The 15,214-nt window shown below is 71.1% G+C and carries 11 protein-coding genes; 4 read left to right on the top strand and 7 right to left on the bottom strand.

Annotated features, from left to right (window positions below; all coding sequences use genetic code 11):
• Positions 1-12 precede the first annotated feature (12 nt).
• From ACGFIB_RS26715 to ACGFIB_RS26700, 4 genes are all read left to right on the top strand, one after another.
• On the top strand, positions 13-450 hold the full coding sequence (locus ACGFIB_RS26715) for a response regulator (RefSeq protein ID WP_357240496.1): 438 nt from the start codon (positions 13-15) through the stop codon (positions 448-450).
• A gap of 147 nt (positions 451-597) precedes the next feature.
• Positions 598-1,401, top strand: a complete 804-nt coding sequence (locus tag ACGFIB_RS26710; RefSeq protein ID WP_357240499.1) for a hypothetical protein — start codon at positions 598-600, stop codon at positions 1,399-1,401.
• Positions 1,402-1,410: 9 nt separating this feature from the next.
• Entirely contained in the window at positions 1,411-3,297 is a 1,887-nt protein-coding gene (locus tag ACGFIB_RS26705) for a fumarate reductase/succinate dehydrogenase flavoprotein subunit (RefSeq protein ID WP_357240502.1), read from the top strand.
• A complete protein-coding gene (locus ACGFIB_RS26700) occupies positions 3,297-4,049 on the top strand; it encodes a succinate dehydrogenase/fumarate reductase iron-sulfur subunit (protein ID WP_142571295.1) in 753 nt (250 codons plus the stop codon). Before ACGFIB_RS26705 ends, ACGFIB_RS26700 begins: the two co-directional genes overlap by 1 nt.
• Before the next feature lie 66 nt (positions 4,050-4,115).
• Here the strand turns inward: ACGFIB_RS26700 and ACGFIB_RS26695 are convergent, their stop codons facing one another.
• The 7 genes from ACGFIB_RS26695 to ACGFIB_RS26665 form a co-directional block, all read right to left on the bottom strand.
• Positions 4,116-5,168, bottom strand: coding sequence for a hypothetical protein (locus ACGFIB_RS26695; RefSeq protein WP_393375837.1), 1,053 nt, complete (start codon positions 5,166-5,168; stop codon positions 4,116-4,118).
• A gap of 93 nt (positions 5,169-5,261) precedes the next feature.
• A complete protein-coding gene (locus tag ACGFIB_RS26690; RefSeq protein WP_393375835.1) occupies positions 5,262-5,663 on the bottom strand; it encodes a (deoxy)nucleoside triphosphate pyrophosphohydrolase in 402 nt (133 codons plus the stop codon).
• Complete coding sequence (locus ACGFIB_RS26685; RefSeq protein ID WP_229689751.1) at positions 5,660-6,811, bottom strand: C40 family peptidase; 1,152 nt, start codon at positions 6,809-6,811, stop codon at positions 5,660-5,662. The genes ACGFIB_RS26690 and ACGFIB_RS26685 overlap by 4 nt, the downstream gene beginning before the upstream one ends.
• Entirely contained in the window at positions 6,808-7,458 is a 651-nt protein-coding gene (locus tag ACGFIB_RS26680) for a hypothetical protein (RefSeq protein WP_142571292.1), read from the bottom strand. Before ACGFIB_RS26680 ends, ACGFIB_RS26685 begins: the two co-directional genes overlap by 4 nt.
• A gap of 19 nt (positions 7,459-7,477) precedes the next feature.
• Complete coding sequence (locus ACGFIB_RS26675; RefSeq protein ID WP_393375831.1) at positions 7,478-9,964, bottom strand: type IV secretion system protein; 2,487 nt, start codon at positions 9,962-9,964, stop codon at positions 7,478-7,480.
• A complete protein-coding gene (locus tag ACGFIB_RS26670; RefSeq protein WP_142571291.1) occupies positions 9,961-12,438 on the bottom strand; it encodes an ATP-binding protein in 2,478 nt (825 codons plus the stop codon). The genes ACGFIB_RS26675 and ACGFIB_RS26670 overlap by 4 nt, the downstream gene beginning before the upstream one ends.
• Positions 12,439-12,468: 30 nt before the next feature.
• Entirely contained in the window at positions 12,469-15,201 is a 2,733-nt protein-coding gene (locus ACGFIB_RS26665) for a TcpE family conjugal transfer membrane protein (RefSeq protein ID WP_393375828.1), read from the bottom strand.
• Positions 15,202-15,214: the final 13 nt, after the last annotated feature.

Here is a 15,214-nt window from a genome sequence, read left to right as displayed (position 1 = left end):
GAGTGAGCGCCGATGAGTGAGTTCCGCCCGATCGAGGTCCTCCTGGTCGAGGACGACCCGGGCGACGTCCTGCTCTGCCAGGAGGCGTTCTCCTACAACAAGGTCGGCAACAACCTCCACGTGGTCAACGACGGCGAGCAGGCGCTGGCCTTCCTGCGCTCGGAGGGGAAGTACGACTCGGCGCCCCGGCCCGATCTGGTGCTGCTCGACCTCAACCTGCCGCGCGTGAACGGTTTCGAGGTGCTGGAGGAGGTCAAGAAGGACCCCTCGCTGCGGAGCATCCCCGTTGTGATCCTCACCACGTCGGAGGCCGAGCAGGATATCCTGCGGGGATACAACCTGCACGCTAACGCGTACATCACAAAACCCGTAGATTTCGACCAGTTCACCCGGGTAGTACGGCAGATCGACGAGTTCTTCGTGACCGTGGTCAAACTGCCGGGGAAGTGACCGAGATCACAGAGGGGAGGAGTGACCCTCCTCACACTTCGTGATGTGCTCGTCGTAATGTGTGCCCCACCAATAACGCGCACGGCCTGAGCAGTACGGCGCGGTCGCTCCGGCGTGCGCGGAGTCAGTGAGGGTGGAAGGTCTCCGATGACCCAGACAACGGCCGAGAGCGCGGCAAGGAAACAACGCGCGCAGATCAGGGTGCGCACGCTTCGAACCGATCGATGGTGGCTGGCTCCGGTGCTCACGTTCGCCGGACTCTTCTTGTTCTTGATTTACGGCTTCTGGGCGATGTTCGACAGAAGCGTGCTCGCCGGGTCGTACATCGCCCCCTTCTCGTCACCGTGCTTGGCGGCGGCGTCCTGTCCGGAAGGGGCCCGATTGTTCGGGTTCGCTCCGCTCGGCGACTGGTACACCCTGCCGCCGGGACTGCTGATCCTCGCCTTCCCCGGCGGCTTCCGGCTCACCTGCTACTACTACCGCAAGTCGTACTACCGCTCGTGGTGGCTCTCGCCGCCGGCGTGCGCGGTGGCCGAGCCGCACGGCAAATACACGGGCGAGACCCGCCTGCCGCTGATCCTGCAGAACGTCCACCGCTACTTCTTCTACTTCGCCGCGATCATCGGTCTGATCCTGACGTACGACGCGGTGTTGTCCTTCCGCGACGCGAACGGCAACTGGGGGCACATCGGCCTCGGCACGATCATCCTCGTGGTGAACGCGATTCTGGTCCTGGGCTACACGTTCGGCTGCCATTCCTGCCGTCACATCACCGCCGGGCGCCTGACCCACTTCTCCAGGCACCCGGTGCGCTACAAGGCGTGGACGCTGGTCTCGAAGCTCAACGCGAGGCACCAGCAGTTCGCCTGGGCATCCATGGTCTCGATCGTGATCGCCGACCTGTACGTCCGGCTCGTCGCCAAGGGCGTCATCAACTTCCCGTTCGCTTAAGGATTTCAAGTGGAGCGTCACGAATACGACGTCGTCGTCATCGGGGCCGGTGGAGCGGGGCTCCGCGCGGCGATCGAGGCGCGGCAGCAGGGCAAGCGGACGGCGATCGTCTGCAAGTCGCTGTTCGGCAAGGCCCACACGGTCATGGCCGAGGGCGGCGCCGCCGCCGCGATGGGCAACGTCAACAGCAGCGACAACTGGATGGTGCACTTCCGCGACACCATGCGCGGAGGCAAGTTCCTCAACAACTGGCGCATGGCGGAGCTGCACGCCAAGGAGGCCCCGGACCGCGTCTGGGAGCTGGAGGCCTGGGGCGCGCTGTTCGACCGCACCAAGGACGGCAAGATCAGCCAGCGCAACTTCGGCGGCCACGAGTACCCGCGCCTCGCCCACGTCGGCGACCGCACCGGCCTGGAGCTGATCCGCACCCTCCAGCAGCGCGTCGTCGCCCTGCAGCAGGAGGACGAGAAGCTGCACGGCGACCCCGAGGCGTACATCAAGGTCTTCGCCGAGTGCACGATCACCCGGCTGCTGAAGGATGGGGACGCGATCTCCGGGGCCTTCGGCTACTGGCGCGAGACGGGCGACTTCATCCTCTTCGACGCCCCCGCCGTGGTGCTGGCCACCGGCGGCATCGGCAAGTCGTACGTCGTCACGTCGAACTCCTGGGAGTACACCGGTGACGGTCACGCGCTGGCCCTGCTCGCCGGCGCGAAGCTCATCAACATGGAGTTCATCCAGTTCCACCCGACCGGCATGGTCTGGCCCCCGTCGGTGCGCGGCATCCTGGTGACCGAGTCGGTGCGCGGCGACGGCGGCGTCCTGCGCAACTCCGAGGGCCGCCGCTTCATGTTCGACTACATCCCGGACGTGTTCAAGGACAAGTACGCCACGACCGAGGAGGAGGCGGACCGCTGGTACGACGACCAGGCCAACAACCGCCGTCCGCCGGAGCTGCTGCCCCGTGACGAGGTGGCCAGGGCGATCAACGCCGAGGTGAAGGCCGGGCGCGGGTCACCGCAGGGCGGCGTGTTCCTCGACGTGTCCACCCGCCTGCCCGCCGCCGAGATCACCAGGCGGCTGCCGTCGATGCACCACCAGTTCAAGGAGCTGGCGGACGTCGACATCACCAAGGAGCCCATGCAGGTCGGCCCGACCTGCCACTACATCATGGGCGGCGTCGAGGTGGACGCCGACACCGGCGCGGCGTCGGTCCCCGGCCTGTTCGCGGCCGGCGAGGTCTCCGGCGGCATGCACGGCTCCAACCGCCTCGGCGGCAACTCGCTGTCCGACCTGCTGGTGTTCGGCCGCCGGGCCGGCGCGGGAGCCGCGGGATACGTGGACGGGCTGGCCAAGCGGCCGTCCGTGACCGGCGTCGAGGAGGCCAAGGCCGAGGCCCTGGCCCCACTGGAGCGGACCGGCGGGGAGAACCCGTACGAGGTCCACCACGAGCTGCAGCGCACGATGAACGACCTGGTCGGCATCATCCGCAAGTCCGAGGAGATCAGCGAGGCCCTCCAGGTCGTCGAGAAGCTCAAGGAGCGGGCCAAGAACGCCGCCTCCTCGGGCAGCAGGATCTACAACCCCGGCTGGCACCTCGCGCTCGACCTGCGCAACATGCTGCTGGTCAGCGAGTGCGTGGCGAAGGCCGCGCTGCTGCGGGAGGAGAGCCGTGGCGGCCACACCCGCGACGACTTCCCCGGCATGTCGGCCGGCTGGCGGCGCAAGCTGCTGGTCTGCTCCGCGAAGCCGGACGGCGCGTCCATCACGGTCGAGGAGAGGGCCCAGCCGTCCATGCGGGGCGACCTCATCGGTCTGTTCGAGCGCTCCGAGCTGGAGAAGTACCTCACCGAGGAAGAGCTGGCGGAATACGACGCCGCGGTCAAGGAGTCGTGATGGGATACAAGGCGAAGTTCCGCATCTGGCGCGGCGAGGGCGGCGAGGGCCGTCTGGAGGACTTCACCGTCGAGGTGAACGAGGGCGAGGTCGTCCTCGACGTCATCCACCGGCTCCAGGCCACGCAGACCCCCGACCTCGCGGTCCGCTGGAACTGCAAGGCCGGCAAGTGCGGCTCGTGCTCGATGGAGATCAACGGCAGGCCCCGGCTGGGCTGCATGACCCGGATGTCCACCTTCGAGGAGAGCGAGACCATCACGGTCACGCCACTGCGGACGTTCCCGGTCATCAAGGACCTGGTGACGGACGTGTCGTTCAACTACCAGAAGGCCCGCGAGGTCCCGTCGTTCACGCCGCCCGCGGACGTGAAGCCGGGCGAGTACCGCATGCAGCAGGTCGACGTCGAGCGCTCGCAGGAGTTCCGCAAGTGCATCGAGTGCTTCATGTGCCAGAACGTCTGCCACGTGATCCGCGACCATGAGGAGAACAAGCCGAACTTCTCCGGCCCGCGGTACTTCATCCGGATCGCGGAGCTCGACATGCACCCGTACGACGTGGCGGAGCGCAAGGAGCCGGCGCAGGAGGAGCACGGCCTCGGCTACTGCAACATCACCAAGTGCTGCACCGAGGTCTGCCCCGAGCACATCAAGATCACCGACAACGCGATCATCCCGATGAAGGAACGCGTCGTCGACCGGAAGTACGACCCGCTGGTCTGGTTGGGCTCGAAGATCTTCAAGCGTCAGCGCTGAGCCTCTGACAGCTGAGTACCTGACAAAGGCGCCGATCGGTCCGTCCGATCGGCGCCTTTCTGTTCGTCAGCGCTGGGTGGTCGGGTCCTCACCATGGGGCGGCTGCGGAAGGTGGCCGGGCCGGGTGGCCTCGCTCCATACCCCGGCCTGGGCCTCACCGACCGCCTGGCTCCAGGGATCGGCCGCGCCCTGGGGCGCCGGGGCCTGGCCCGGGTACTGCTGGGCCTGCGCCTGCTGCTGCGCCTGCAGCTGGGCGGGGTCGGCCACCGGATACCCGTACGGCTGGGCGTAGCCGTACGGCACCGGGTAGCCGTAGGGCTGCTGCGGATAGCCCACGGTGTAGGGCTGGACGGGCACGAAACCCATCATCGGGGCGTAGCCGGGGGTCGCCGCCGGGTAGGCCGCCGCCTCGGGAGCCGGCGTCCGCGCCGCGGCCGGGCCGCCCCGCCGCACCGCGGCGGCGTGCGCCATCCTGCGCAGCCGGCCTTCGAAGATCAGCCAGGCGATCAGCGCGATGCCCACGAGCACCCCGGCGGGGATGGCGAGCCGGTGGGCCAGCGTCGGTTTGTCGTACTCGGGAGACGCGTTGCGGATCTCGATCGGCACCGTCTCGGGATCGGGCTGCTCGAACGTCACGCCCGTGCTGGGGGTCTGCTGCGCCGTGTCCGGCGTCGGCTCGGCCGACGCGGGGGGCAGGCTCACCTGCCCGTCGTCCGCCGGGCTCGGGGTCGGACTCGGGATGGACATGTCAGACGGCGTGGGGAACGTCTGCGTCGACTGCGGCGGGTTCTGCTCCGAGGTGGCCGCGGGGGGAGCGGTCGTCGTCGTGACCGGCTTGGGGGTCTTGGTCTTGGTCTGCGTCGGCGTCGGCGTGATGGTGACGGTCTTGGTCACCACCGGCTCGGCCGTGGGGCTCGCGTTCGCCGAGGCGGTGGCCGGCGGCGTCTGGGTGACGGTGACCGTGACCACGGCACACTGGGGGTCCACAGCGGGGTCGCACGGCTCCACCGGATCGGCGTTGGCGCCGATCACCGGACCCACGGCCACGATCGCCAGCGTGGCGATGGCCACCGAGGCGACAGCCGAGGACGCGGCTCTCATGTACGCGCGTCCGATCACCGTTCGCCTCCTGTCGGCCCGGCTTCGAGGTCAGGACCGATTGTAGTTCGGTAAAAGCAGGAGCAAAGCCGGATCTTGCGAACGATTCGGCGACTATGCCTCTTGACCTGGCAGCAGCTTCTCGATCGCGGCGACGACCGGCAGATCCGCCGGAAGCCAGGGGACGTCGTACAACTCGTGCGGCTCCAGCCAGCGCAGCGCGAGATGCTCCAGTGGGCGGGGCACGCCCGTGACGACGGTGGCCAGCCACACGTGCATCAGAAAACCGTTGTCCAGCGGCCAGTCCCCGCCGACGCGGCGTCCGAGGACGACCTGGACCCCGAGCTCCTCGGCGCACTCGCGCACCAGCGCCGCATGCTCGTCCTCCCCCGGGTCGACCTTCCCGCCGGGGAACTCCCAGCCGCCGCACAGCGCCGGGGGTCCGGACCGCTGGGCGGCCAGGAGGCGGCCGCCCTCGACGATCGCGGCCCCGACGACGAGCCGCGTGCCCGTCACGTCTGCGCCCGCTTCAGTTGCGCGACGACGGTCTCGTTCTCCAGCGGCCGGGTGAAACCGACGATGTTGGGCCGGTCGCGGTACGTCGAGATTTTGATGGGCCCGCACAGCGTGCACCGCGCCTCGATCATCTTGCCGGGCGACACGACCATCCCGACATGCCCCGGACTGTCCTTGGCCGTGCCCGGACCGGCGTTGAAGAAGACGAGGTCGCCGGGCTGTTCCCGGCCCTCCTCGATCTTCGCGCCGAAGGGCCACTGGCCGAAGGTCGTGCGGGGAATGGTCAGCCCCGCGTTGCGGTAGGCCATGTAGATGATCCCCGAGCAGTCGAAGGCGTCGGGGCCCGTGCCGCCCCACCGGTACGGCTTGCCCCGCTGCGCCAGAGCGTACTCGATGATCTTGCGTACGACCTCGTCGGGGGCGCTGTCGACGTAGCCGGAGTCGCAGGCCGGGTCGGCCTCGGCCGGCACCGCGATGTCTCCGGTCGCCGCGTAACGCTTGGCGATCTCCAGCACCTGGTCGACGTACCAGGTGGCCCGGTTGTAGACGAAGATCGCCCTTCGGAGGTCGTCGGGCGCGCCGTTGCGCTTGAGCATCTTGGCCGCGCCGAGGATGGCGTCCGCGGGGTTGTAGACGTCGCCGTAGCCGTCCCCGTCGCCGTCGGAGGCGTAGCCGTTGACGCCCGGCTCGATCCGCATCTTGGCCTGGCCGCCCCAGGTGCTGATGAGGAACTGCATCGGCCCCGCGGCCCCCGCGTAGTTGGTGCCGCTGCGCACCCCCGGCAGCGTCGAGCGGCCGTGGTTGGTCTCCCGCTTGCCGATGGCGGCCAGCACGTTCCACTGCACGCCGATCTGCTTGCCGACCTTCTTGTAGAGCTCCAGGTAGTCGTCCGGGATGTCCCCCTCGGCCGTCTGCGAGACGTCGGCCGCGGCCTCCCCCGTGGCCGCCTCGGCGCAGTTCTCGGCCGCGCCCCCGCCGAAGAGGATCGACGGGCTGGGGGTCATCAGGATGATCGAGCCGAACAGCGTGGCCGGAACGATCACGATGAGGACCACCGCGATCGTCCGCCAGTCCCGCCCCGCCGACGCGAGCCTGCGTACGACGCGCGTCGAGGCGCCGGACGAAGTGAAGCGCGGCGGGGCGGTCACGGCGAGCTGTCCCCGTCCTGACCGGCGTCGGCCAGCTGCAGGTCGTACACCCGCCAGTCGGTCCCCGCCTTGATCACGGTCACCGCGAACTGCTCGGGCACGTCCTTCTGGCCGTTCCTGTCGGTCACGTGACGCACCGAGTCGACGACGAACACCACCTGGGCGGCCGTCATGTCGCGGATCGTCGCCACCTTCGCCGACCCCTTGGAGGTCACCTGGTCGGTCTCGTTCTGCTCCACCACCGCGGGATCGGTGACGGTCCTGGTGAGCTGGCCGGCGAACTCGTCGGTCGCGAACCGCTTCAGCCGGTCGGCCCGCGCCGCCGGCTCCTCGCCGGGGGAGAAGGTGCCGTACGCCTCGGTGAAACGGCGCGCCAGGTCGGCCGCCGCGCCGATCTCCTCCTTCGACAGCGGCAGGTACGCGTACACGTCGAAGGCGCCGGGGGTCGTGGCCACCGGGCTGGGCTCCCGGACGGCGGCCGTCGCCCGCGGGGTGGCCACGACGGACTGCTCCCTCGTCTGCTCGTCGCTCCCGGCGGAGGAGCTCGACGGCGGGCTCATCGTGAGGTAGACGCCGACGGCGGCGAGCACCACGACGGCCACCGCGAAGGCGAGGCCCTTCCCCCGGTCACTGTTTCGGCTTCTCATGACAGCGCGGAGATTCCCGTCAGTCGCCGGAGTCGCGGTCGGCGGGCTTGGCCCAGAACGGGGTGGGCGCGTCGCCGCCGCGGCGCGTGCCCTCTCCCCTGCTCGGCAGCCAGAGCGGAGGCGGCTCCGAACGCGGACGGCTGGACGACGAGCCGCCGGACGACCCGCCGGACGACCCGGAGTCACGCGGCGGGGCGGGCCGGGAACGGCCGCCGTCGCCCCGCCGGGACGATCCGCCGAACAGGCCACCGGACGAACCACCCGAAGAGCCACCTGAAGAACCACGGGACGACCTGTTCGAGGACCCGCCGGAGGAGCCGCGCGAACCGCCGAAGAACCCGCCCGAGCTGCCGCCCGAGCTCCCACCGGAGCTTCCGCCGGACGGCCTGGGGGACGACGGCCGGGAGGCCCAGCCGCCGGACCTGCCGCTGAACCAGCCGCCGCCGGAACCGCCGCCCCCGGACACGCGGCCGCGGGACGGCCCTGCGGACGGCGCTCCGGACGATGCCGCGGACGGCGCGGGCACGGCGGAGGCGCCGGTGACCCGCTGCGGCGGGCCCGCCGGGCTCCCCGACGACGCCGCGGCGGACGCGACCTGGGCCGGCGAGGGCGAGCCAGGGCCGGACGGCGTGGACGCCCGTACGGGTCCGGCCGGCCGCACCCCCGACAGGTTGAGCGGCGGGGCCGATCCGGGACGTGACGCGGTGACCCCGGCCTTGCGGCGGCCGGCCCCCTGCGCGTCGGCGTCGAGCGGCGCGGGTTGGGCCCCCGCACGCGCTCCGGCCTGGGCCGGCACGCCGCCCGCGCCCTCCTCGCCGCGCACGCGGCCCTGTGCCACCCCCGCCGCGGCGGCCGCCGTGCCCGCGCCCGTCGCCATCGCGGCCGCGCTGATGACCGGCTCGGCCTTGCGCAGGCCCCACCGGGCCGCCCGGGCCGCCGCGACCGGCGGCAGCGCGTTGGCCGCGCGCGACAGGGTCGGCGCGCTGGCGGCCTCGCCGAGCATCCGGGTGGTGAGCGTGTGCCCGTCCATCGAAGCGAACAGGTGCTGGAACGGCCGTCTGTAGAAGAAGACCGCGATCGTCAGCAGCGCCATGAACAGGATCTGCATGCCCCAGGGCAGGCTGGTCGAAATGATCAGCGCGTAGCCGTACACGAGGATGCCCAGCACCAGGGCCAGCACCGCCTGGCGCAGCAGGGTGCCGACCAGCATCTCCACCCAGCGCATGGCGATGATGCGGCCGGAGCCCGGATGCACGCCGATCAGCAGGAAGACCGGCCCGAGCATCAGCAGCAGCAGGAAACCGACCTTCAGGACGAGCAGCGACACCGCGACGAGGAAGATGAGCAGACCCGCGACCATCGCCGCGATGAACGCGCCGATCGAGATGCCCAGGCGGCTGGTCCAGTCCTTGCCCTGGAACAGGAAGTACGCCGGGGTGCTCTGCATCGGCTTGGCGACCTCCTCCTCGAACCGCTGCTGGTGGGAGTCGGAGGCCGGTGTCTGATCGGCGGCCTGCTCGGCGGCGTCGATGGCCTGGAGGTTGAGCAGCTTGGCGCCCAGACCCTTCACGAGACCGGCGTCGGGGTCGGCCGTGCCGAACTCACCCATCAGCCACGGCTTGCAGACCAGGACCGACCACAGCGCGTCCGCGTTCTGCTCCACGCCGGGCGTGCCCTGGCGGCCGTAGCCGCCCGCGGTGGGCGCGCTCGGCACCTCGCCCGGCGCGGTCTCCTTCATCGGCAGGCAGGACGCGCCGCCCGCCCCCGGCAGCCCGGAGAACGCCGAGTTCACGATCTCGCCGGTCTTGTCGGTCACGGTCTTGCCGAGGCCGGTGAAGTCACCCGGCCGGCTGAAGAACCAGATGGCGACCGTGACGGCGAGGACCATCCAGATGACGCCCTCGGTGGTCGTCGTCGCGCGCTTGCGGATCAGTCCGTACCACGCCAGCCAGATCGCGCCGAGGATGACGATCGGCCGCAGGTACGGCCAGTACATCGCGTTGGCGAGGTTGGTGACGACCTCGTCGGCGACGTCCTTGATGGGCTGCAGCGGGCCCTCGGTGGCCGCCGCCTGGTAGGTGCTGATCGTCAGCCGGTCGACGGCCTTGGCCCACGAGAAGACCGTGTTGGCCCACGCGTTGCCGAGCACGGCCGTGACGTCGGAGCACCCGAGGTCGTAGGTGTGCCAGAACTGGCCGGCCATGCCGTACCGCTCGTAGTTGGTCACCGGCGGCTTCGGCGCCTGCTCGGTGTTCTGGCCCGCGGTCACGTCCGCGGCCGGCGGCTGGACCAGCCCGTCGACGCCGCCGCCCACGATCTCGGGAGCGAGGGCCGGCGACAGGTCACACGGCCCGACCGCGCTCGCCGTATCCGACGGGAAGATCAGCGGCAGCGTCACGAACGCCGCGAACGCGACGAACAGCAACGCCAGAGTCCGGCGAATCCTCCTGCCGCGTCTGGCACCCTCCTTGGCGCGGCCCCTCGGACCGTTCCTGCGCACGCTCACGATCGCACCTCCTGCGCGACCCCCGACCGACCGGAGCCCCCATCAAGAAGATCATGCACGTTCTCGTTTGGTTTGTCGTGTGTCGGATTGGTGTCAAGCCAGCGCAGCAGTTCCTCCGAGATAAGGTCCACCCCGATACGGCCGGCCCGGCCGTCCAGATCCCGGAAGACGCACTCCCCGTTGCCCAGGGAGCGCAGCACCGCCTTGTGCTCCTCCGACGGATCCACGCCGAGGAGCTCCATCACGTGCCCGACCTCCACGCGTTCCGTCGAACGGAACGCGAAGACCGACGACAGACAGTTGGTCACCTGCTCGTTGAGCAGGTCACCGGCGTTCTGCGAGACCAGGACGAGCGCCGTGTTGCGTGAGCGGCCCATCCGGGAGACCTCCGGCACGAGCTTGGCGCCCTCGGGGGTGGACGTGATCGCCCACGCCTCGTCGAGGAAGATCGCCTTAGGCGTGCGCCGGTCGAGCCCGTTCATCAGGCGGCGCGCGAACTGCGACACCAGATAGAGCAGCGCGACCGACAGCCGCTGCTCGTAGGAGTAGTCGTCCCTGACCGTCATCACGTCGGGCAGCGTGAGGCCGCCCAGCGTGAACACGGTCGTCCAGCCCTCGGTGTCGATCTGCTCGCCGCCCGAGGCGTCGAAGCACAGCCTGGCCAGGTGCATCTCCGACATCGACCGCAGCACGGCGCCGAGGTTCTTGGACGCCGGGTCGGTGGACTGCTCCAGGTGGTCGACCACCTTGCCCAGCGAGGGGTCGGGCTCGTTGGAGACCGCGGCGACCGCCTGGATCATGGCGGACTCGCGCTCCTCCGACATCCTCGGCAGCAGCAGCCGCAGGGTCTCGGTCGCCATCGTCTTCTTCGTCGCGATGTCGTCACCGAACGAGAACGGATCGAGCAGGCCCGGCGCGGCCGACCCCAGCGGGATGATCCTGGCCTTGCGGCCCCGGTTGCGCAGCAGCCGTACGAGCGACTCGGCGTCGCCCTTGGGGTCGATGACGGCGATCGTGACGCCGCGCAGCGCCATCTGGTAGATCAGCAGCAGCGCGAGCGTGGTCTTGCCGCCGCCCGGCTCTCCGGTGATGGCGATGGCGGTCGGGCGGTTGCGCGCCGCCGCGACGAGCGGGTCGAAGTGCACGATGCTGCGCGCCCGCCCCAGCGTCTCCCCGACGTACGGCCCGATCCATCCGGCGTTCGACTCGTCCACCCGGTCGCCGAGCTCGACGGTCGCGGTGGCCATGCCGCCCGCGATCGTGCGCAGCGGCTGCCGCTGGGCGTACGCGTTGACCCGCAGCCGCTCCCCCGGCAGGGCCTCGCAGAACAGCGAGAACTGGTCGCCGGTGGAGTTGACGACGTCGATGCCGAGGTCGCGGTAGTGCTCCACGACGGCCTCGACCCGCTGGACGCACATCTCCTCGGTCGGCGCGCTGACGCTCAGCCGGTGCCAGCCGTACACGAACGGCAGCCGTTCCTTGGTGATGCCGTGCTCCAGCATGCGGGCGGCGTCGATCTGCTCGGCCAGCGCGAGCGGCGCCTCCGCGCCCGCCTCACGGATGTGGATGTCCATGTCGCGGGCGTGGGCCAGCTTGCGCGCCACATCCTTGCTCGCCCTGACCGGGGGGATCAGCCGCATCCGGCTGGAAATCTCCACCGGGAACGGCAACTGGTCGGCGAAGTGCAGCCACGGCTCGCCGTCGGGGAACGGCATGAGATCGGGGAACCGGGCGAACGACAGGTGCGCGGTGTAGGAGTCTCCGGCCGGCTGCTCGATCCTCAGCAGGGACCGGCCGTTGTGGATCTGTCCCTCGACCAGCGCCTCGATCTCGCCCTTGCCCCACCTGCGGCGCGGCGTGGCCGAGGCCAGCGGTTCGCCGAGGCCGCCCGCCGCCGCGTGCTGGAACAGCCAGGCGATCTCCGAGGAGGTGGCGTGGCGGGCGTACAACGCGCTGGAGGCCAGGGCCCGGCCGAGCCGCTCGGCGGCCTCGGTCCACCGGGTGATCTCCTTGTCCGGCACGTGGTCGTCCTCGATGCCGAGGGCCTTCTCGCTGCGCTGGTAGAAGCCGAAGAGCTGGGCCAGCACGCCGGTGCCGAGCTGCGCGCCGCGCGGCCCGAGCCGTACGCCGAGGTAGATCTCCTTGCTCCAGAAGTCCTTGGCCCAGACGTGGCGGTACATCTCCTCCAGGTACTCCCGCCAGCCCTGGCCCTCGTCGGAGGTCGAGTTGAGCGCCATCGCCCACTCCGCCGCCGGGTAGGCCCGGTGCGCGATCCGCAGGTGCACCTCGGCGTCCGGCATCCTGATCGCCGCCAGCGCGATCGTGACGTTGGTGGCCAGCGCCTCGCGCTCCTCGGGGGTGAGGAACTCGTAGCTCACCGTCGGCAGCCGGAAGTAGGCCCACGCCGCCGAGTCGGTGAGGAGAACGCGATCGTCGAAGTAACGCACCGCGAGGCGACTGCGCGCCCTGCTCATCGACCTCTCACCAGCTTCCTCGCTCGCCCCTCATCTGGCCACCTCCTGCTTGGCCTGGACAGCCGCCAGGCCGCTCACGATCACTCCCGCAAGCGCAACGTACGCCCTGCGGCCGCCCATTCGGAGGTGATTGACGTCGACCGGTCCCGGCCGCCCGGGGGCCAGCTCGTCCTCCCAGGGCACCCGGACGATCGCCCGGCAGCGGCCGCTGGCCACCGCCTCGGCCTGCTCCACGTCGGGGAGGCTGCGGCGGCTCACGCCGTTGATCACCATCACGGCGCGGCGTCGCAGGTCGGAGCAGCCGTGCCCGTCGAGCCACTCGTAGGTCATCGCCACCGCCTCGGAGGCGTCCTCGCTCGCGGGGGCGACCAGCACGAGCTGGTCGGCGTACGGCAGGAGCCGGGCCGCCAGCGCGGCCGCGGGGTCGATCACGGTAAGCCGGTAGTGCCGGTCGAGCGCGGCGAGGGTCCTGCGCCAGTCGGCCAGGAACGCGCGTTCCGCCAGGCGCTGCGTCACCCGGTCGTCGGTGTCCGCCCCGACGACCTCCAGTCCTGATTCGCAGCGCGTGGTGTAGGCCCGCATGCCGAGGTAGCCGGTCACCTCTTCCGCGCTCTCGATCAGCGAGCTCAGCGTCTCGGGGGATTCGGCGGCGATCCTCGTCGTGAGCGTGTCCTCTCCGGTGTTCGCGTCGAGCGCGAGCACACGGTCATCGCGGTAACGGGCCAGCGTGTGGCCCAGCATTAAGGCCGTGGTGGTCTGCCCGGCGCCCCCCGTGCAGCCGAGCACCATGATCCGCCTGCTCGTGGTGAGCGGGATGCGGGTCCGGGCCTCGTCGACCTCCATGCCGTCCGTACGGCTGCCGCCCACGACGACCTGCGCCAGGCGCCGCCAGCCGCCCGAGGTGTCGCGCCCGACCACGGCCTCGACACGGCGCAGCCGCGGCGGCTCCTCGTGCGCCGGCCTGCCGGGGACGGCCGTTCCCGGAGCGGGCAGCGACGGCCGGGCCGGACCGGCCGGGCCGGTCGCGCGGGGCCCCGAGGGCACGGCTCGGATCGACACTCCCGCCGGACCGGCCGGGGGCGGCGTCACGTCCCCCTTGCCCCTGGCGCTCTCGTACGGCCTGGACCCGGGCGCGTGCGTCCCCTCACGCGCGGGGTACGCGGCAAGGGGCGCAACAGGGTGCACGGCGGGGTGCGGGGCAGGGGACGCAGCGGAAGCGGCGTCGTCCGGGACCTCCTGCGGCGCGCGGGACGGCCTGATCCAGGTGGGCGTGTCCTGCGCGGAAGCATCGGAAGCTGCGGGGGCGACCGAGGCGGTGGCCGCCGGTGCGTGCTCGGTCGTGACGTCCGTCGCGGCCCGTCCGGCCCGTGCGTCCTCGTCCGGCTCCGTGTCCTCCGAGGCCGCCCAGGCCGCCGGCTCGTCCCCTGTGCCGCCCGGCAGGCGGGGGCGCACGAGCCTCGGCGGGCGGCCCTTGCGATGCTGCTCAAGGGCCACGGCGTCCCGCTGCGCCGTGTTCTCCCGGTCCACGTCGTCGGCAGGCTCCCCGGGCGCGGACTCCGCCTCGGACCCCTGCGGCGCCCCCGCGTTCTCCGTGGTGCCTGCGTTCTCTGCGGTGTCTGCGTTCTCTGCGGTGTCTGCGCTCTCCCCGCCGGGCTCGGCGTCGCGCGCACGCTCGTCGCGAGGACGCTCCTCGTGCGCGGGCTCTACCGTGGCCTGCTCGATGGAGGAGACGACATCGGACGGCCGTACGGCGTGGGGTTCGGCCGAAGCGGCGAGCCGGCGCAGGCGGCGCAGCGTCTCGGTGCCGATAGGCGGGACCGCGGCATCCTCCGAAGCCTCGGAGGGAGCGGCCGGGGGCTCCTGCCGCACAGGGACCTGCCCAGGGACCTGCACAGAGCTCTCGTGGCTCTCGTGGGCGTCATGTCCCTCGCCGTGTCCCCCGAGGTGTCCCTCGCCGTGTCCCTCGTGCGGCTCGTGTTCGCGACCCGGGCCGGTGCCGAGACGGGTCTGCGGCTCCGCCGCGTGCGCGGGCGGCAGCGACAGTGCGAGCGGTGCCGCCGGTGCGGGCGCTGCCGGCTGCACGGGCGCTGCCGGCGGTTCCGCGAGGCGGAAGACACGCTCACCGGTGGCGCCGACCCGGGCGGCGGCACCGCTGCGGGAGGCAGTGGTGGGGGGTGTGTCGGTGAGCGGTGCGGTGACCGGTGCGGCGGCCGCCGCCGCGGCCGCCACGGCCGGGCGTACGACTCGCGAGGGGTCCACCTGGTGCGCGCCCACCCGCGCGGCGGCGGGCGAGACCGCCCGTGCGCCGGTCCTGGAGACCTTCGGGACGGGCACCTTGACCGAGACCGCGCGACGCGCCCTGCGCGTCGCTCTGGCGTGCGCCGCCGCGGCCGGTGGCGTGGTCCGCCAGACACGCGCCGTCAAGGCGACCTCGTCCGGCTCGTCGAACGGTGCCATGCGGCACCATGTCCGCGGCTCGCTCATGTAGCGGAGCTGCGACTGGAGCAGCTCGGTGAGGCGCTTGCTCTCGATGACGGGACGGGTGGAGAGCCAGGTGAGCACGCCCGGAGGAACGAGGTAGATGACGTGCCAGGGTGCCGCGAACGGCAGTCCGATCAGGTAGAGGAAGACCCACCACGGCACGGAGACACCCACGAACACACCGATCCAGACGACCGGAAGCGGCATTGGCAGTCGTAGGTCGTACAGCTTGTACAGCCGCTTCTCAATACGCCAGATATTGGTATATGTGGGCAGATCCACCCCGAACCTCCTC

This window comes from Microbispora bryophytorum, assembly GCF_043197435.1.
GTDB lineage: Bacteria > Actinomycetota > Actinomycetes > Streptosporangiales > Streptosporangiaceae > Microbispora > Microbispora bryophytorum.
This window is presented reverse-complemented; position numbering and strand designations above follow the sequence as displayed.

Bases quoted from the DNA above. Each gene is read 5' to 3' on its own strand.
- ACGFIB_RS26680 (WP_142571292.1), bottom strand. From the start codon at position 7,458: ATGAGAAGCCGAAACAGTGACCGGGGGAAGGGCCTCGCCTTCGCGGTG.
- ACGFIB_RS26670 (WP_142571291.1), bottom strand. From the start codon at position 12,438: ATGAGCAGGGCGCGCAGTCGCCTCGCGGTGCGTTACTTCGACGATCGC.
- ACGFIB_RS26715 (WP_357240496.1), top strand. From the start codon at position 13: ATGAGTGAGTTCCGCCCGATCGAGGTCCTCCTGGTCGAGGACGACCCG.
- ACGFIB_RS26700 (WP_142571295.1), top strand. From the start codon at position 3,297: ATGGGATACAAGGCGAAGTTCCGCATCTGGCGCGGCGAGGGCGGCGAG.
- ACGFIB_RS26710 (WP_357240499.1), top strand. From the start codon at position 598: ATGACCCAGACAACGGCCGAGAGCGCGGCAAGGAAACAACGCGCGCAG.